Origin of the sequence: uncultured Clostridium sp. (genome assembly GCF_963527835.1) — a bacterium.
Taxonomy (GTDB): Bacteria; Bacillota; Clostridia; order Clostridiales; family Clostridiaceae; genus Clostridium.
The window spans coordinates 22677-42341 of the sequence record NZ_CAURTC010000014.1; the positions used below are offsets into that span (position 1 = coordinate 22677).

Annotated in this window: 19 protein-coding genes, 1 tRNA gene and 1 other RNA gene; 3 read left to right on the top strand and 18 right to left on the bottom strand. The window is 26.7% G+C overall.

Going from position 1 to position 19665, the window contains the following annotated elements; genetic code table 11:
• Positions 1-494: 494 nt before the first annotated feature.
• From RYM86_RS08745 to dnaX, 9 genes are all read right to left on the bottom strand, one after another.
• The gene (locus RYM86_RS08745; RefSeq protein ID WP_315079650.1) at positions 495-1568 is read right to left on the bottom strand and encodes an alanine--glyoxylate aminotransferase family protein; all 1074 of its coding nucleotides are present in this window, start codon (positions 1566-1568) and stop codon (positions 495-497) included.
• A 708-nt stretch (positions 1569-2276) separates the two neighbouring features.
• Positions 2277-2462: a hypothetical protein gene (locus RYM86_RS08750; protein WP_252216207.1), complete on the bottom strand. Its 186-nt coding sequence runs from the start codon at positions 2460-2462 to the stop codon at positions 2277-2279.
• 88 nt (positions 2463-2550) lie between these two features.
• Positions 2551-3765 (bottom strand): ABC transporter permease subunit, encoded by a 1215-nt coding sequence (locus tag RYM86_RS08755; RefSeq protein WP_315079654.1) that lies wholly within the window; start codon positions 3763-3765, stop codon positions 2551-2553.
• Entirely contained in the window at positions 3766-4680 is a 915-nt protein-coding gene (locus RYM86_RS08760; protein ID WP_315079657.1) for an ABC transporter ATP-binding protein, read from the bottom strand.
• A gap of 277 nt (positions 4681-4957) precedes the next feature.
• Positions 4958-5206 carry a pro-sigmaK processing inhibitor BofA family protein gene (locus tag RYM86_RS08765; protein WP_004443386.1) on the bottom strand — a complete coding sequence of 83 codons (249 nt, stop codon included), beginning with the start codon at positions 5204-5206 and terminating at the stop codon, positions 4958-4960.
• An 18-nt stretch (positions 5207-5224) separates the two neighbouring features.
• Entirely contained in the window at positions 5225-5500 is a 276-nt protein-coding gene (locus RYM86_RS08770) for a YaaL family protein (protein WP_315079662.1), read from the bottom strand.
• 447 nt (positions 5501-5947) lie between these two features.
• Positions 5948-6544, bottom strand: coding sequence for a recombination mediator RecR (gene recR, locus RYM86_RS08775; protein ID WP_315079664.1), 597 nt, complete (start codon positions 6542-6544; stop codon positions 5948-5950).
• A 250-nt stretch (positions 6545-6794) separates the two neighbouring features.
• Positions 6795-7136 carry a YbaB/EbfC family nucleoid-associated protein gene (locus tag RYM86_RS08780; protein ID WP_252234746.1) on the bottom strand — a complete coding sequence of 114 codons (342 nt, stop codon included), beginning with the start codon at positions 7134-7136 and terminating at the stop codon, positions 6795-6797.
• A 78-nt stretch (positions 7137-7214) separates the two neighbouring features.
• The gene (gene dnaX, locus RYM86_RS08785) at positions 7215-8855 is read right to left on the bottom strand and encodes a DNA polymerase III subunit gamma/tau (RefSeq protein WP_315079721.1); all 1641 of its coding nucleotides are present in this window, start codon (positions 8853-8855) and stop codon (positions 7215-7217) included.
• A 524-nt stretch (positions 8856-9379) separates the two neighbouring features.
• On the opposite strand from dnaX, the gene RYM86_RS08790 reads away from it, so the two are divergent.
• Positions 9380-10171 (top strand): thymidylate synthase, encoded by a 792-nt coding sequence (locus tag RYM86_RS08790; RefSeq protein WP_315079667.1) that lies wholly within the window; start codon positions 9380-9382, stop codon positions 10169-10171.
• 27 nt (positions 10172-10198) lie between these two features.
• The gene (locus RYM86_RS08795) at positions 10199-10693 is read left to right on the top strand and encodes a dihydrofolate reductase (RefSeq protein WP_315079669.1); all 495 of its coding nucleotides are present in this window, start codon (positions 10199-10201) and stop codon (positions 10691-10693) included.
• A gap of 148 nt (positions 10694-10841) precedes the next feature.
• Here RYM86_RS08795 and ffs read toward each other — a convergent pair.
• The 3 genes from ffs to lgt all read right to left on the bottom strand — a co-directional run bounded on the left by ffs (position 10842) and on the right by lgt (position 12509).
• Positions 10842-11107, bottom strand: an RNA gene (gene ffs, locus RYM86_RS08800) — signal recognition particle sRNA large type.
• 481 nt (positions 11108-11588) lie between these two features.
• Positions 11589-11680, bottom strand: a tRNA-Ser gene (locus RYM86_RS08805).
• A gap of 61 nt (positions 11681-11741) precedes the next feature.
• Positions 11742-12509: a prolipoprotein diacylglyceryl transferase gene (gene lgt / locus RYM86_RS08810; RefSeq protein ID WP_315079670.1), complete on the bottom strand. Its 768-nt coding sequence runs from the start codon at positions 12507-12509 to the stop codon at positions 11742-11744.
• Between the two features lie 310 nt (positions 12510-12819).
• Between lgt and RYM86_RS08815 the strand changes: the two genes are divergently transcribed.
• Positions 12820-13233: an EamA family transporter gene (locus tag RYM86_RS08815; protein WP_315079722.1), complete on the top strand. Its 414-nt coding sequence runs from the start codon at positions 12820-12822 to the stop codon at positions 13231-13233.
• Between the two features lie 219 nt (positions 13234-13452).
• Here RYM86_RS08815 and RYM86_RS08820 read toward each other — a convergent pair whose 3' ends face one another.
• From RYM86_RS08820 to RYM86_RS08845, 6 genes are all read right to left on the bottom strand, one after another.
• On the bottom strand, positions 13453-13992 hold the full coding sequence (locus RYM86_RS08820) for a phosphatase PAP2 family protein (RefSeq protein ID WP_315079671.1): 540 nt from the start codon (positions 13990-13992) through the stop codon (positions 13453-13455).
• Positions 13993-14078: 86 nt separating this feature from the next.
• Positions 14079-14537: a nucleoside deaminase gene (locus RYM86_RS08825; RefSeq protein WP_315079673.1), complete on the bottom strand. Its 459-nt coding sequence runs from the start codon at positions 14535-14537 to the stop codon at positions 14079-14081.
• Between the two features lie 55 nt (positions 14538-14592).
• On the bottom strand, positions 14593-15846 hold the full coding sequence (locus RYM86_RS08830; protein ID WP_315079723.1) for a hemolysin family protein: 1254 nt from the start codon (positions 15844-15846) through the stop codon (positions 14593-14595).
• A 301-nt stretch (positions 15847-16147) separates the two neighbouring features.
• Complete coding sequence (locus RYM86_RS08835; RefSeq protein ID WP_315079676.1) at positions 16148-17086, bottom strand: carbohydrate kinase; 939 nt, start codon at positions 17084-17086, stop codon at positions 16148-16150.
• Complete coding sequence (locus tag RYM86_RS08840) at positions 17079-18536, bottom strand: sucrose-6-phosphate hydrolase (RefSeq protein WP_315079678.1); 1458 nt, start codon at positions 18534-18536, stop codon at positions 17079-17081. Before RYM86_RS08840 ends, RYM86_RS08835 begins: the two co-directional genes overlap by 8 nt.
• An 18-nt stretch (positions 18537-18554) precedes the next feature.
• Positions 18555-19547, bottom strand: a complete 993-nt coding sequence (locus tag RYM86_RS08845) for a LacI family DNA-binding transcriptional regulator (protein WP_315079681.1) — start codon at positions 19545-19547, stop codon at positions 18555-18557.
• Positions 19548-19665: the final 118 nt, after the last annotated feature.

Here is a 19665-nt window from a genome sequence, read left to right on the forward strand (position 1 = left end):
TCATTTCATAAACAATTCTCCAACTTTAGATTATGCTTTTAATCACTGTTGGTATTATAGTATAATTGCGCAGTGGCATTGGAATTTGCTTTTTAGAACTCTTAATGAATATTGTCACATTTACTGCTTTCAAAAGTAAGTGTCCAAAAGTAAGTGTCCAAATTTTATATTTGGCAACACGAACTTTCACATAGTACAATGTTTCATTGGGAACACGCATTAATTAGACTAGTATCTATTTTAGTGTTGTTAAAGTAAATTCCTAAGATTTAGATTATTATTTTAATATATGTGTATATATTCTATAGGTAAAGTGGCATTGTAATTGGACTTTGAGAATTCTTAATGAGTATTGTCATATTTACTGCTTGTCTTAATTTTACATTAGGAGCAAGCTAAAATGGGACTATACTCATTTTAGCATTCCTAAGTTCAATTACTCAGTCCGCCTTTGCTTATGAATATATACACAGTTTTCAAAACATATCTAAAATCTATAGACCTAAAATTTCTTCTATATTTTTAAGCAATTCTTTCACATCTTCTATTGTGCAATCTGCCATATGAGCTATTCTAAATGTCTTTTCTTTTAAATCACCGTATCCATTAGAAATTTGGAATCCTCTTTTACCAAGTTCTCTATTTAGTTCTGCTACATTTATTCCTCTAGTATTTTTAATTGTTGTTAAAGTATTTGATAGATGATTTTCATCTGGGAAAATAGCAAAATATTTTTTAGCCCATGCTCTAACAATTTGTGCCATTTCAACATGTCTTGCAAATCTATTTTCTAGTCCTTCTTTATTAAGTATATTATCTAATTGATAATCAAGAGCAAACATGTGAGAAAGTGATGGTGTTGAAGGATATTGATAATCTTTCTTTTGAATATATTGATATAATTTTAATAAATCTAAATAATATCCTCTACTCGGAACTTTTTCTGCTCTCTCTTTAGCTTTTTGTGAAAAAGTACATACTGATAGTCCTGGAGGCAAACCTAAGGCTTTTTGAGATGATGTGATACAAACATCTATACCCCATTTATCAACTTCTATTTTTGTTCCTGCTGCTGAACTTACTGTATCAACAATAAGAACTACATCAGGATATTTCTTAACTATCTCTCCTATTTCATCAACTGGATTCATTACACCTGTTGATGTTTCATTATGAGTAACAGCTACTAAATCATATTTTCCTGTACTTAATGCTTTTTCTACTTCTGTTGGATCTATTGATTGTCCCATTTCAACTGAAAATAAATCAGCTGGAACATTATTATTAACTGCCATGTCATACCATCTTTTTCCGAAAGCCCCTACGGAAAATACAGCTGCTCTTTTAGCAGTACAACATCTTATAGCACCTTCCATAAGTCCACTACCAGAAGTTGTAGAAAGTAATATTTCACTATTTGTGTAAAATAACTTTCTTAAATTATCGCTTATTCTTCTTTGTAAAATTGAAGCATCCTTACTTCTATGTCCTATCATCGGCGTTGCCATTTTTTCAAGGACATCCTCTCGAACCTCAACAGGTCCTGGAATAAATAATTTTTTATGCATTTTAAAACCACCCCATTTTATTAATAAATTATATTGCTTATTAATGCTTATTTAATATTGATTTATTTGTATATTTTACTATTTATTTACATTCAATTCAATGCTTTATCACTTTAAATTATACCGTTTTATTATTGTTAAATTTTTAACCATTTTTAATACTTTTCGTCACTTTCATTGTTAATTTATTAACAATAGATTTTAGCTATAATATAACAATTATAGGTATATATTTTTCTCAAATCTAAGCATTTTATATTCTCTTTAATATATTTATGCTCCTTCTATATCATTTGTGAAATATATTATTAAATACATATAAAACAAAGTGGAAAGTTAGTATCTAAATTAACAAAATTTTACATCTTAATTTATTACACCATAATAACATTATTTGGTATTTTTATCAATATATCGGTGCCAAATAAAGTATTTTTCACATTATTAATTAATTTTAAATTTCATATAGATTTTTTATTAGCCTCCCTCTTTCAACTAAATATTTATCTAAACTTAGGATTTATAAACTTTTAAATCTTTAAAATATATCTCTTAATCTTTAAACAAAATTATAATTTTACTTATCACAGGCTCTTTTTTTAACAAAAGTTAATTAATTTATATAATAATAATCTAAATTCATAAAAATAAATAAATAAAAAAGATCCCTAATAATTTTTTAATAAAATTATTAGGGATCTTTTTCTATTAATATCTATCATATTCTTCATCGAAAAATAATACCGATTCCGTTTCTCTACAATACTTTACACACATACATTGTGCTAGTTTTCTTGGACATCTATAACATAAACATGTTAAATCATGCGAATTGCATTTTCCATTTTTTAATTCTGGGCAATCTTCACAATTAACTCCATTTCCTGCTGGCATAACATCAATTCCTTTCTTTGAAATTATAATATCATAATTATTTGCTACTAAGTTATAATACCATTATTACAAACATAAATTCAAAATTTTAAATTAATATTTCTTTATTTTTAAATACAATATGTGCAATTGTATAGCTAATTATTGTTGTTGCTAGCATTACAATTATTCCTTTAGACGGAGTTATATTTACGTTTCTATACATATATGCTATATCTCCAGTTATCACTGACCCGACTGAAGCATAACTTAGAAATATAAGATGTGCAAACTTTGATGAAAAATCAAATATTTGAAATATTATAGTTCCTGATGCTGTTATTATAATTGATATAGCAGTTGTTATATTGCTATTTTTAAATAATGTTGATATTAAAAATACTACAGAACAACAAGTTATTATAAATAACATTTGTAATAAAAGAGCTTTTATTATTAACTCGTTAAACGTTCCTATGTTTCCAGTATTAGATATTCTAATTAAATCTGGATACCTTTGAGTTGCTATATTTGAAGAATCTAAAGCATATCTTGCCCCTATTGTTTTAGGATAAGTTCCTGAATTAAATCCATTTACAGTTCCAATTCCTAAAAATGTTAAAATTTCTGTTGACATAATCATTGTTAATACAGTAATTGTAACTGCTACAAATTTAGATAACAGTACTTTTCCTCTTGATACTGGTTGCACTAGTAAGAATTTTAATGTTGGTGGATTATATTCTCCTGATACAATATCACTCATAAAAACAGATATCCCTACAGCTAACAAAGCCAGACCTAATATAGTCATGACTGTATCTATATAATTGTACGCATTAAATTCATATCCATATAAAGGTTTTATATTATTTTGCTCTAAGTATTTAAGCTTATCTATTCTTTCTGAAATCCAAGTTTTATCATCTTCTGTAATATCCTTACTTTTTAAATTTTCCTCGTGTCCTTTTATTTCTTCTGCAATTTCTACTTTCCATTGTTCTACATTATCTTGATTTTTTATTTGATTCTCATATTTTATCTTTTCTTCTTCATAATGCTTTAAGTCATCTTTAAGTGTATTTAAATATTCCTTATCTTTACTATTTTCTATTTTGCTCATTTCTTCTTCTGTATAGTTAATGCTCTTTTGTATTTGTTCTATTTTATACTGTGGAGAATTATACTTTTGCATATTTTTATCTTCATGATATAAACCAAACATACAAACTCCCATAAATACTAAAAATAATCCAAACACAATCCATGTTTTTGTTCTTTTAAGTATTTTTATAAGTTCATTCTTTATTAATGAAAATATCATTTATATAGATCCTCCATTCATAAGTTCCATATATCTGTCTTCTAACTCTTGCTTATTTTTATAAATTTCACAAATTTCTATATTTTCGTTTACCAATTTTCTTATTAACTTAGAAGTCATGTCTTTTTCTATAAGTAAAACTATTTCATCGCCATTTGCTTTACTCCTAATAACATATGGTAATGTCTTAATTATATCTAATACTGTATTAACAGGACGTTTAGTTTTTAATATTATATCATCTTTACCAGTGTATATTCCTTTGTTATCCATATTCTCTATGGATTGAATTACACCTTCATTTATAAAAGCCACTTTGTCACATAAATTTTGAATTTCACTTAATATATGAGAGGAAATAAATACTGAGATTTCTTTTTCTTTAGATGCTTTCTTTATAAGTTCTCTAAATTCTAATATTCCTGTTGGATCCAATCCATTAGCAGGTTCATCTAATATAAGTAGTTTAGGATTTCCCATTAAAGCTACTGCGAGTCCTAATCTTTGCTTCATTCCAAGAGAATATTTTGAAACTTTATCATCTATTCTTTTTTCAAGACCTACAAGCTTCACTAATTCTTCTACTTCTTTTTTAGATACACTTCTAATTCTTGATATTTGCATTAAATTTTCTCTTCCAGAAAGATATTTATATAATTCAGGATTTTCAACTACAGCTCCTACGTTTTTAAGTGCCTTTTCTTTATTTTTATTTAAATCATAACCACATATTCTTATTTCACCATTACTAGGTTTTATTAAACCTACTAACATTCTTATAGTTGTAGTTTTTCCCGCACCATTAGGACCTAAAAAACCAAATATCTCCCCTTGCTTTATAGAAAGGTTTATTCCTTTAATTATCTCAGTATTTCCCAATGTTTTATGAAGATTTTCTATTTCTAAAACATTCATACATTTTCCTCCTTAACATGAGCTATACCTAGAATTATAAGTACAACAAATTAATAAATATCTATATAATTTCTTAATATTTATTAAATATGTTTTATAATTCTCAATATAAATATACCTGTATCTTTAAAATTTATCATTCTCTTAATAATAAATAAAAAAAAGAGCTTGTATTATTTAATTATAAGTAACTACAATAATAAACAACAAACTCTATTTAACATAATTATTTATTTTTATAATATTGATTTCTTTAAAATTTTATAGATTTAATCATCTATAAAAATACTTGTAATATTGCTAAAAGTATTACCCCTGGTATACCTAAAAAGCCCGCAATTAATGCAGTAATTGGATTTATTGCTAATCCAAAATTAAAATTAGCACCAACTAAATTTACTACATATAATATTACAACTCCAAGGACTCCATTTATAAGAATCTTTAATGGCCATTTTAAAAGTTTTATCATTACAAATAATAAAACTAATCCGATAAGACCATATATTATATATTGCTCATTCATACACAAACTCCTTTTTTATTATTTTGAAGAAATATTTCTTTGAAAAACATAATCATCAGTTACTTTAATTCCCTTTGATTTAGCTATAAGTAATAGATAATCATATCTTTTTTTAGCCATTTCTTCTGCATAGATTGCTACTTCTATTAATTTAGAATCATTCACATTATCGAACATACTTCGTGCTGCATCAATTTCAGACTTAGTATCCTCTAATTGCTCTATTAATTCCTTATTTACATCTATATCTTTGGTTCTATTAATTAAATATTCAATTATTTTATTTTTATTCATATAACTACCTCCAAACACTACTATTTAGAATTTTAGCCATAGGTTTGGATGTATATACTTAAATTATATATATTTTTTTGTATTATAGTAACACTTTTTTTAAAGAATTCATAATATATTACTATAAAAGCTTTTCACTCATATCAATAAAAAGTTCTAACTCCCATCTATATAACACCTTTTTTCTGGAACCCAATATCTATTGGGTTCCATTTTTATCTCTATAATTTGTTTTTAATAGCCAGTGATATTATAGTATAATGCTCGTGGACAGAGAAATTTGCTTTAAGAATTCTAAAAGTGAAGCTTAGTCTAATTAATGCATGCTCCCAATGAAACATTGTGACAAGCAATTAATTCAACAAATCTTCATTAAGAATTCTAAAAAGTAAATTTCAACGCCACTGCGCCCTTATACTATAATATCAACTTACTTGTAAAACAAATTTATATTTCTTTTCTACCTTCTAGTGCTTTAGATAGAGTTACTTCATCTGCATATTCTAGATCTCCACCAACTGGTATTCCTGCTGCAATTCTAGTTACTTTAACATCTAGTGGCTTTAATACCTTTGCTATATACATAGCTGTTGCTTCGCCTTCTATATTAGGATTAGTTGCTAATATAACTTCTTTTACATCTTCATTCATTCTTGCAACAAGTTCTCTTATCTTTATATCTTGGGGACCTCTTCCCTGCATAGGTGATATATTTCCATGCAATACATGATATACCCCATTAAATTCTTTTACTTTTTCCATTGTCATTATATCTTTTGGTTGTTCCACAACACATATTGTACTCTTATCTCTATTAGGATTTGAGCATAATGCACAAGGATCTTTATCTGTAAAGTTTCCACATGTTGAACAATACTTTATTGTCCCCCTTGCTTTAACTAATGCTGTTGCAAATTCTCTTACCTCATCATCAGGAAGGTTTAATATATGCAGAGCTAATCTTTGTGCTGTTTTTTTACCTATGCTTGGCAATTTTGCAAACTCTTCAATTAATTTTTCTATGGCCACTGGATAAAATTCCATATTGTAATCTCCTTTATATATCTCATGTATTAAAGCACGAAATCCTGTATTTATAATATTCTATAATAAAACAGTCAATTATATTTTAATATAATTCTTAATTATTTTTTATAATACTATCAACTGTACTTTTTACATATTAAAGATTCGAATTTAGATAGTTAAAAGCATACAGCTTGAGGGAATACCCTCTATTCTGTATGCTTTATTTTTACTTAGGATTTTATTAGATAATTTTTTATTTTATTATTTAAAATAATCCTCCCGGCATTCCACCAGTTAATTTTCCCATTTTGCTAGCAGTTTCTTCTTCTGCTTTTCTTAAAGCTTCATTAACTGCTGTAAGTACTAAATCCTCAAGCATTTCTACATCATCTGGATCTACTACTTCTGGTTTTATATTAATAGATTTAATTTCTTTTTTACCAGTTACTGTTACAGAAACAGCGCCACCACCTACTGATGTTTCAAATTCCTTTGTTTCAAGGTCTTTTTGCATATCTTCCATTTGTTTTTGAAGCTTTTGCGCTTGTTTCATAAGATTATTCATATTTCCTCCCCCGAAACCTCCAGGGAATCCTCCTTTTGCCATACAAATCCTCCTCTTAATAAATTTCTACTTTTTATTATAAAACATTTTCTTATTGTTTACTACATTAAAATACTGATTCTACTCGTCTAATATTTCAAAAGGCATACCATCTAACCTTTGTTTTAATAGTTCTTCTTTACTTGATTCATCAGATTTATTATTTTCAACTTCATATTTCACTATTATTTTATCTTTTAACACCTCAGAAAATACTTCATTAACAAGTTTTTTATATTCTAATTTTTCTAATCTTTCCTTATTAAAAGCATATGATGCTTCATATAGCAACGTAGCAACACCATTTTCAAATTTATATGGCCTTGCAGTCACTATTGATGCATATACAACCATAGCTCTTTTTGCTTTAAAGGCCTCTAAGATTTCTGACCACGCTCTTTTTATATTATCTATTGTTAATGATGAATTAACATTTACATTAACTTCTTCTTTTACAACAGATTGTTCTTTTGTTATTTGTTTTTCTTTAACTTTAATTTTATTATTTGATTCCAAGTCATTTGAAGCTAGATTTTCATTTATTTGTGAATTTGATACTACTTGTATTTTACCACTCTTTATATTTTCTTCTAGCTTATTTATTCTAGCAAGCATTACTTCACTTGATGTATCATATTCTATCTTGCACATCTTTATTATACTAAGCTCTAAATATAATCTGCTTTGTTTACTTACTTTAGAATTAGCTTCTCCTTCTTGAAGAATTCTAATTCCTCTCATTATTTCTTCAATACGTATTTTTTTACCTTGCTCTTTTATAAGTTCAATATTTTCAAGAGACATATCCAAAATCTCTTCTGGAGTATTAGAAACTTTAACCATAAGTAAATTTCTAAAGTGTCCTATTAAATCTTTTATAAATAAATGAATATCCTTACCTGAAAAAACTAATTTATCAATTATGACCATAGCTTTTTCTATATTTCTTTCTACTATTGAATTAGTTATGTCAAATAAATATTCATTTGTAACCAACCCTAATATACTTATTAAATTATCATATTTTATGTGATTATCTCCCATAGCTATTGCTTGATCTAAAATACTTAAAGAGTCTCTCATAGCACCATCAGCTACTCTCGCAATTAAATCTAGGCTCTTATCATCAACACTGACATTTTGTGCTTCTGTTATTTTTCTTAATCTATCTGCAATTTCTTTTTGATTAATTCTTTTAAAGTCAAATCTTTGACATCTAGATAAAATAGTTATAGGTAATTTTTGAGGATCAGTGGTTGCTAGTATAAATATAACATTACTTGGTGGTTCTTCTAATGTCTTTAAAAATGCATTTACCGCTCCCCCTGATAACATATGAACTTCATCTAATATATAAATCTTGTACTTACCCTCTTGTGGAGGATATTTTGTATCATCAATTATATCTCTTATTCTATCTATTCCATTGTTAGATGCTGCATCTAATTCTGTAACATCCATTGATAAACCTTCATTTATCTTTTTACACATTTCACATTCATTGCAAGGCTCTCCATCTTGAAGATTAAAACAATTTAATGCTTTAGCCATAACTTTGGCTGTTGATGTTTTACCTGTTCCCCTAGTTCCACAAAAAAGATATGCATGTGCAATTCTATCATTTAAAATTTCATTTTTTAATGTTGTTGTTATATGTTCCTGACCTACTACATCATTAAATGTCTTTGGTCTCCACTCTCTATATAAAGCTGTATATCCCAAAGGTTTCGCCACCTTTCTTTTTTCCATTAAATTATATATTTATTATACACTAATACCTATCAAATAATAAATTATATAAACTATATTTATTTATAATTATCATAATCGCATAAATAAATAATATTGGCTATATTTTAGTAAACTCCTAATATTTAAAATAGAGCCATAATATTTAATATTTCAACAAAATATTCTTGTCTTTAATTACCTATGGCTTAGTCATTTTTTTAATTTTTCATCCAACTTTATCCATAATAAATCTTAATTGTCTATTATTTAATTATTATCAACAAAATTTCTGCATTAAATATAGCTTTCATTATCTAATATATTCTCTTAATTTTGCTTCAATATCCAAAATATCAACACTGTTTTTTAATATGTCCATATGTTAAAATGAATATTAGTATTTTAGTAAAAGATTATATTTTAAACTGATTTTGATATATTAATAAGTTACATAAATTATAATTATCTAAATACTTAAACATAACTTAGTAAAAATTTTGGAGGTAGTAGATAAAATGAGTTTATATGATGATAAATATTTAGAAATAGCTAAAAATATCTTAGATAATGGGTATTATGATAATAATAGAACTGGTATGCCTACTTATAAAATACCCCATCAAGTAATGCAATTTAATTTAGAAAAAGAATTTCCTATATTAACAACTAAATTTGTTGCTTTTAAAACAGCTGTTAAAGAACTTTTATGGATTTTTAAGGATCAATCTAACGATGTAAAAAAACTTCAAGAACAAAACGTACATATCTGGGATGAATGGGAAATGGAAGATGGAACTATTGGAACATCTTATGGTTGGGTTGTTAAAAAATTTGATCAAATAGATAAACTTATAGATTCTTTAAAAAATAATCCTCAAGATAGAAGAATGATGCTTAATTTATGGCAAATACCTTATTTAGACGGCGGAGCTTTATGTCCTTGCTGCTTCCTAACTATGTGGGATGTAACTGATGGTAGACTTAATTGTATGCTTGTACAAAGAAGCGGAGATTGGCCACTTGGAGTTCCATTTAATACCAGCCAATATGCTGTATTAGTTCATTTATTAGCCCAAGTAACAGGACTTAAACCTGGATTATTTACTCATGTAATAAATAATGCTCATATTTACGAAAACCAAATTTACGGAATGAAAACTCAATTAGAAAGAAAAGATCAAGCTTATGATGCTCCAAAACTTTGGATAAATCCTGAAATTAAAGATTTTTATGATTTTACTCCTGAGGATATAAAACTTGAAAATTACAAGCATCATGAATCAATAAAAATGCCTGTTTCAGTTTAAAATTTAGTTGAGAAAGGGGACTTATACATGTTATCAATAATAGTAGCTATTGCTAAAAATAATGTTATTGGAAGTGATAATAAATTAATATGGCATATTTCTGAAGATTTAAAAAGATTTAAGGAAATTACCAGTGGAAAAACTATTATAATGGGAAGAAAAACTTTTGACTCTCTTCCTGGAGTATTACCTAATAGAAAACATGTGATTTTAACTAGAGATAAAAATTTTAAAGTTAATTCTGAATGTGTAGAAATAATTTATGATTTTGATGAGTTATTAAATAAATACAGTGATTCTGATGATGAAGTTTTTATAATTGGTGGTGGAGAAATTTATAAACAGTTATTATCTCATTGTAATAAACTATACTTAACAAAGATCAATAAAGATTTTGATGGGGATACTTATTTTCCACAAATAAATTATGATGATTTTAAAGTAGATTATAAATCAGATGTTATAACTGATGAAAAAAGCGGATTAGAATATAATTTTATAAACTTAACTAAAATAGTTTAAAGGATAAGAAAATGAGGGAATTTAAAATTTAAATTCCCTCATTTTCTTATCCTATTGTTTTGTCCTATATTGTTAATCCTATTGAAGAATAACCTAATTTAATTCGAAAAAAAATCCTTCATTCTCGGTGAAGGTTTATGTAAATAAACCGTGCACCTCGCTTCGATAAAAATTCCCTATACGTTACCTTAGCAGTTAGCTCAGACCAGATTGATCCACGGCACATGCAGTGTGCACTTATCGCTGCTTCCTTCCGGACCTGACGAGGTTCATACGCTTCCATTGCGTGGGACCCAGTCATCAACACCACTTACAAAGGTCAGACTATAAAAAATTAATACCTCTACGAGGAATTCAACCCTGCTATAGCGGATTGCAGGTTACAGGGCACCGCTAACTCCCCATCTAGCACGGAATGGTGGTATGAAGAGGATTTGAACCTCAATAACATTTTTTCATCTTGAAAAAACTATGCCTCCATCAGGCATCAAACCATGTTAAACATTATGCATTTTCTATACTTTTATATAGTAACACATACTATCTATAAATACAAGACAATACTATTAATATAGTTTTGTAAATTTATATATTATTATGAATTTCTCTTAAGTTTTTCCTTTAATATTAATATTTATTTAAATTAAAAAATATTAATATTTCTACATTGCCAATTCATAATATCATATATATTTTTTTGATTCAACCTTTTGTTTAAATATTATTTAACTATATATTTTTATCTATATTTCACCATATTTAACTTATATGTTTCTAAACAAAAAAATAAGAAACACATAATGTAAATTTATTAAAAAATGTGTTTCTTAATTATATATTTTATTAAACTCTATAATCTATCTACATGTCATAAATAGAAAAACCAATAAATTCTTGGCGGAGAAAATGGGATTTGAACCCATGATAGAGCGTGAACCCTATACACGCTTTCCAGGCGTGCTCCTTCAACCACTCGGACATTTCTCCAAAGGCATAATGCTTTTTTTATAATATCATATAAAAAAGCCTAATTCAACTGAATATTTTCTTACTTATTTTTAATTTTTCTAATATAAATAATTAAAGAAAGCCCTAAAACTATTCCTATTATACTTATTAATTGAGCAACTCTTATTCCACCCCACATTAAACTATCAGTTCTAAGTCCCTCAATAAAAAATCTGCCTACAGAATATAAAATAATATAACTAGATATAACTATTCCATTACTATTTTTTTTCTTTTTATAAAGTATAATAATTAGGATAATACATACTATCAAATTCCAAACAGATTCATATAAAAATGTAGGATGATAATATGTTCCATTAATATACATTCCTTTTTGTATAAACTGTGGAAACTTGCTTATAAATTCATAAGTTACTTCTCCTCCATGTGCTTCACTATTCATAAAATTACCCCATCTACCAATAGATTGAGCCAATATTATTGATGGTGCTGCCACATCTAAATAATCTAAAAAATTTATTTTTCTTACTCTTGCATATACAAATGCAGCTATTAATCCTGCTATTAGTCCACCATGTATAGCTAAACCACCTTGTCTTATATTAAATATATCAATTAAATTTTCTTTATAATTTTCAAATTCAAATAAAACATAATATAATCTTGCTCCAATAATAGCTATTGGAAAAGCTACAAGAAATCCGTCACTTAAAATATCAAAGCTTAAATTTTTCTTATTGCAATTATAATAAGCCAATATTAATCCAAATAGAACTCCAGTTAAAATCATAATGGCATACCATCTAATATCAAAATTTCCTACTTTAAAAGCTATTGGGTTCATAAATACCACACTCCTCTTCATTTGTATCTTATTTTACTAAATTCAATTAGTTCAAATATCACTTCTACTTAAATATTTTATTTTAGGATAATTAATTTTAACATTGTTTTTATTATAGGTCTTACTAATTATTTCATATATCCACAAGCTTTTAAAGGATATAATTTCCTGAAAAATAAAAAATCTAATTTAAATCAAATCTATATTTTAAAATAATGATTATATTTATGTTAATATACATATAAGTTTATTCTTTAATTAGGAGGACAAATTTATGAAGAAAATTTTTAAATTTCAAGGAGGAAATAATATGTGGTTTTATTTTGCATTATTATCTGCACTTTTTGCAGCTTTAACATCTATATTAGCTAAAATAGGTATCGATAATATAAATTCTAATCTTGCCACTGCAGTTCGTACAGTTGTAGTCTTAATTATGGTATGGGGAATGGTTTTTATATCAGGAACTCAAAGCCAAATATCTAATATAAGTCAAAAGAGTTGGGTATTTTTAATATTATCTGGAATCGCTACAGGACTATCTTGGCTGTTTTATTATAAAGCCCTTCAATTAGGTGATGCGTCAAAAGTTGTTCCAGTGGATAAATTTAGTGTTGTTATAAGCATGATATTAGCATTTGTAATACTTAAAGAAACTATAACATTAAAAACTATTATAGGTGGACTTTTAATAACACTCGGTACTTTCGTTATGATATTGTAACTATAACTATAATTTCAATAATGCATATGTAACAAAAAAAATTCTACACTAAATAATATCAGCGTAGAATTTTTTCAGTCTCTGTTTTAAATATGTATTTACATATGAAATAAGTAAAATGGTATTGTAATTGTACTTTTAGTATTACTAAGTTTAATTACTCCGTCCATTTATATATGTGTATATTAACACATTATTAGAACGTAGCTCTATTTTTATTTAACTAAACTTTTTATCGTATTTTGGGCTTATTATCTTATAAACAACAGTACTTAAAAGTATTCCTAATATACATCCAACTAATACATCTGATGGATAGTGAACATATAAATATATTCTTGAAAATCCTATAAGCGTTGCTAATATAAATGCACCAATTCCCATTTTTTTATTTGCCATATATATAATTGTCGCTGCTGCAAATGAAGACATGGTATGTCCAGATGGGAATGAAAAACTTGTAGGTGCCTTTATAAGCAATTGTATATTTTCAACAAAATTAAAAGGTCTTTCTCTTTCAACTAGTGGTTTTATGATTCCATCACCAATTACTGCACCAATACATAGTGTACATAGCATTATAAAACCATATTTCCTATATTTTTTATTAGCTATAAATGCCAAGCCTATAACTATCCATATAAATCCCATATTTCCTAAATAAGTTATTATAGGAAAGATTTTATCCATCATTGGATTATATAAGTTGGTTCGTATAAACTCTAAAATCTTATTATCAAACATCTGAATAAACTGCATTAATTTCCTCCAAATTTATAAAATTTTTACTACTATTTATAATGTATATTATAAGTTTTTTATTATAACATACATTATAACATCTTCTATAATAATTTATTTTTATTAATTTTTCTTTTTAATTTAAAGAACTCCATAAGTAATTTTGAACATTCCTCATCATATAACCAATTAACATTAACAAACGAATCTAATCTTTTATTATCTATAAGATTTATTATAGACCCACAAGCACCCATATCCTTATTGAAAGTTCCTATATGTAGCCTTGATATTCTACTTTGAATTATAGCACTAGCACACATAGAACATGGCTCTAAAGTAACATACATTTCCGTACCTTTTAATCTCCAATCCCCCAAGAACTTAGCTGCTTTTCTTATGGCTAATATTTCTGCATGAGCCGTTGCGTCTTTTAATGTTTCTTTTAAATTGTGTGCTTTTGATATAACAATATCATCTTTTACTATAACTGCACCAATTGGAACTTCACCTTTGGACATTGCTATCCTTGCTTCTTCCTTAGCAATATCTAAAAAATTCATATTTTCACCTCCACAAAAAAGACTGCTGATTATTTTTGCCAGCAGTCTTTTATGATTATTCGTTATCTGTAAATATTCTAACTTTTTTAATTCTATTTTTATCTATATTTTCTACGATAAATTTCATATTATCGCACTCAATTTCTTCTTTTTCTTCGGGCATTCTTCCAAGTTCTCCAATTATAAGGCCTCCAACAGAGTCAAATTCATCTGATTCCATATCAGTACCTATTAAATCACCAATATCATGAAGTCTCACACTACCATCTACTATATATTCATTTTCTTTAATCACTTCAATGCTAGTATTGGCATCATCATATTCATCTTCTATATCACCAACAATTTCTTCTATCAAATCTTCTATAGTAATTATTCCAACAGTACCACCATATTCATCTAGCACAACAGCAATGTGATTTCTTTCTTTTTTCATTTCCTTAAATAATTCTACAATCCTTTTAAATTCAAATGTATAAAACGGTTCTCTTATGTATTTAGTCATTTTAAAGTTTTCTCTAGGATTTTCAAGCATTAGTAAATCCTTCACATTTAATATACCAATAACATCATCTATAGTTTGATTATAAACTGGTATTCTAGAAAATTGTTCTTCTTTTATAATCTTTAATACATCCTCATAAGTTGATTCAGAATCTAAAGCAGTAACATCAACTCTTTGAACCATTACATCTTTTACTTGAAGATCAGCAAAATCAAATACGTTGAATATCATTTCTTTTTCAACATTTTCTAATACGCCTTCTTCTTCACTTACATCTACCATTGTTTTTAATTCTTCTTCAGTAATAAATGGTTCCGTAGCTTTAGGATCTCCACCTAAAATTTTTATAAAAAATGATGATATAGCTGTAAACATATATACAAAAGGTTTAAATATAATAACTATTAACTTTATAGGTTTACTAACTTTTAAAGCAACAGAATCTGACCTTTGCTTTGCAATAGATTTAGGCGTTATTTCTCCAAAAATTAATACTAATATAGTCATAACCCCTGTAGCTATTCCTACTCCACCTGAACCAAATATATTAGTTGCAAGCACGGTAGCAAGACCTGATGCGGCAATGTTGGCTATATTATTACCGATTAATATAGCTCCTAATAATTTATTTGGATCTTCTGTAAGTTTTTCTACTAATTTTGCTTCTGGCACGCCTTCTTCCACCATATGTCTTAGTCTAATCTTATTTATAGACATTAATGCTGTTTCTGACATTGAAAAAAATGCTGACAGCATAAGTAATATTATTAAAGTTACTATCTCCCACGTATAACTAGGGTCCAACAAAAATCACTCTCCTAATTGATTTAATAATTATATTTTACTCAACATTATATCATAATATTATTAAAAGTAATATATTGGATTAATATAAAAAACATCAGCTTAATTTATTAAAATACCAATATTAATATCTTAATTTATCATACTGATGTTTTGAGTTATTTTTCTAAGAATATTGATATTTAGCACTCTCAAAACTAATTTCTTAGTCCACAAACTTCATACTAATTATAAATACCTTAATTTATTTTACTAATATTTTATCTATATTTTAAATCAATAGGTTTTTAAAACAAAGCCGTTATTTTAAATCACTTAGTGTAGGCATTGACGCTATTGCACCATAATTAGTGCATGTTATTGCACCTACTTTGTTAGCAAATGTAATAATGTTTTTCCATTCTTCAAAACCTATATTTTTCTTATCTTCAATTTCAGCTACTTGTTTTAATACAGCACCTACAAATGAATCTCCTGCACCTGTTGAGTCTACTTGCTTAATTTTTATTGATGGTATTATTTCATTTTGTCCTAATACGCTTAAGTAAGTTCCTTTTGAACCTAAAGTAATAGTTGCTACTTTAACACCTAATTCATGTAACTTTTTAACTCCAGCTTCCAAGTCTTCTTCCTTTGTTATTAAAGTTAATTCTTCATCACTTAATTTTGTAAAATCACTCTTTTTTAAAAATTCTATACAGTCTTTTACAAATAAATCTAACTTTTCATCAGTTATTAATGCATCTCTATAATTAGGATCAAATGATATATATATGTTCTTAGATTTTGCATAGTCCAATAGTTTATAGTAAGTATTTTTTAATTCTCCATCTAAAAATCCTGTAGCTGATCCAAAATGTATTATGTCACATTCACTTATCTTTGATGTATCAATATTATCAAATGAATATTCTCCATCACTACCTCTTAAAAAGTCAAAGTTACGTTCTCCATTTTCATCTATTCCAACTAAAGCAATTGTAGTGCTTCCTTTTTCAACAGTCATATCTGTATTTATATTTAAATCTTTTAATAATTCAACTAAGTATTTACCAAAGAAGTCACTTCCAACTTGGCCTAAAAAGTATGTATTTCCTTCTAGCTTACTTATACTTGCCGCTACATTAGCTGGAGCTCCACCTGCTTTTTTTTCAAATTTTTCTCCATATTTTAATCCTTTATTATCAACACATACCATGTCGATTAAAAGTTCACCAATACAAAAAACATTACTATTCATATCTTACACTCCTTAAATTCCATACATTTAATTCATTAATTTTTACTTTACTATTATCTTTAATTTCAATATCTAAACACTCTTCTTCAGGGAAATACATAAATGTAGTTACTTCTAATCCATCCTGATAATATATTTCCATAACTGAATTATCTATAAATATATGTAGATCAAGATTATCTTCAGCCTTTAACTTAAACTTTCTAATGCCTTTTCCGCCTAATTCCATATTATTTCTATCTATAGTGCACACTTCAGATTTCTTATTATAATTTAATCTTATATTTTCATCTCCAAAGTTAAATGCTATATCTATATTTTCAGATTCTTTTATATCTAAATTTAATTTTATTTCTTTATTTCTTGAATTAAGCTTCATCTTATATAAATCAAATTCATCATTACTAATTTCTATTTCTTTTTTATCTCTTAAAGCTTCTAATTGTTTCAATGGCTTTTGATATATTACATTATTTTTGTATTCTAATGCTCTAGGCATTGTTAAAGAAAACATCCAACCTTCTTCTGAACTTAGATATTCTGAATCTTTATCTGGCATACCTATCCATCCAAGCATTATATTCTGATTTTCATGTTTAAATACTTGAGGTGCATAAAAATCAAATCCCATATCTAATTCTTTAAAGTCGCTATGATTGTTTAATGAAACATCATTTAAATCTAAATCACCTATTATATATCCTGATTGATATATATTTTGATTCCTTAAGTTTTCTGCCTCTAATCCTTGTGGTGAAAATAAAAATGCAAATTTACTATCACTCACTTTAATTAAATTAGGACATTCCCACATGTATCCAAAGTCATCTAAATCGGTTTTTAATTCTCCAATAAACTTCCATTTTTCTATATCAATTGATTTGTATAATAAAGTTCTTCCCTTTAACCTATCAGTTTGAACACCTAATACCATATAATAAGTATTGTCTTCTTTAAAAATAAATGGATCTCTAAAATGGGTTGTATATCCTTCTGGTTGCTTAAATATTACTGGTCCTTTCTTTTCAAAAGTTCCATCTTTATAATAATTAGCTATGCATTGATACGATTCCCTATTGTTATTTTCGTCTTTTACATTACCAGTATAAAATAATTTTAATGTATCATCTTTAACATAAGCTCCACCTGAATAGCATCCATTTTTATCAAACCAATCTACAGGCTTTAATATTATTTCTGGCTTAGTAAAATTTATAAAATCACTTGTTTTTACTAATCCCCAGTGTTTATTTTTATGTTCACATCCAAATGGATTCCATTGATAAAATATATGAAATTTATTATTGTAATAGCTTAATCCATTAGGATCATTTACTAAACCAAATGGCATTTCTAAATGAAAATTATTTCTCCAGTTGCTATTATTTGAATTTTTATAGTACCAATCTAAATCTTTATTTATTTCTTCGTATACATTTTTATCCTGCATAGTTTTCCTCTCTTTTGTTTAAGTTATTTTTCTTACACTTTCTCTTTCAATTAACCTTAATGAACTATTATCATCTTTATTTATCTCTTTTTCATTTATTAAATCTAAAATGCCTTGTGCTGTTCTTTCTCCTATAAGATCATAATCAAAAGCGACTGTTGTTAGTGTTGGATATGAAACACTTCCTATATCATATCCTCCAAATCCTGCTATAGAAATATCCTCTGGAACCTTAATATTATTTTCATGAAGGTATCTAAGTACCCCTAAACATACATTATCAGTTGCACAAACTATTGCTGTTGGTTTATAATCTACAACTTCTTTAGCCTTTTCATATGCTTTTTTAAACGAGAAATCAGTCTCTACAAATTTAACATCTGAATTTAAATTATCCTTTTTAAATTCATCTATAAAACCTTTTTTTCTATCTACTCCAACTGCTATATCCCATTCATCTACACCTAAGAAAACAACTCTTTTATGACCATTTTCTTTAAAATAATTCCCCATAATTTTACCTGCTTCGTAATCATCAATTTTCATGTAATTAACATAATCACTCTTTTGACCTGTAAACATTATTGGTATATTTAACTTATTTATAAGCTGTATATGCTCTTTAGTAATAGCCATAGCATTAATTATTATTCCATCAACACCTTGTTGATATAAATTGTTTATATTAGAAATTTCTTTTTCTATATCTAGTTCACTTATTAAAATTATTCCTTGGTAATCATTTTTATCTAATACTCTGTTAATTCCTGTTAATAACTTTCCAACTGTGACAGAATCAATTCTTGGAAGCACTATTCCTATTAACTTGCTATTTTTAGTTTTTAATCTTTTAGCAAAAAAGTTAGTTTCAAAACCTGTTTTTTCTATTGCCTCTTGTATTTTTTTAGCTTTTTCTTCACTTACATATCCATTATTTAAATATCTAGACACACTACTTTTTGATACATTAACCATATTCGCAATGTCTTGAATCGTTACTTTTCTTTTCATAAAATCCTCCACATAAGTTTTAATAACTCCATGATAACTATAATAATATTATTGCATACTATCAATACTATTATCTTATGTGTAATAACAAAAATTTAAAATAGTTTTATATAATGAT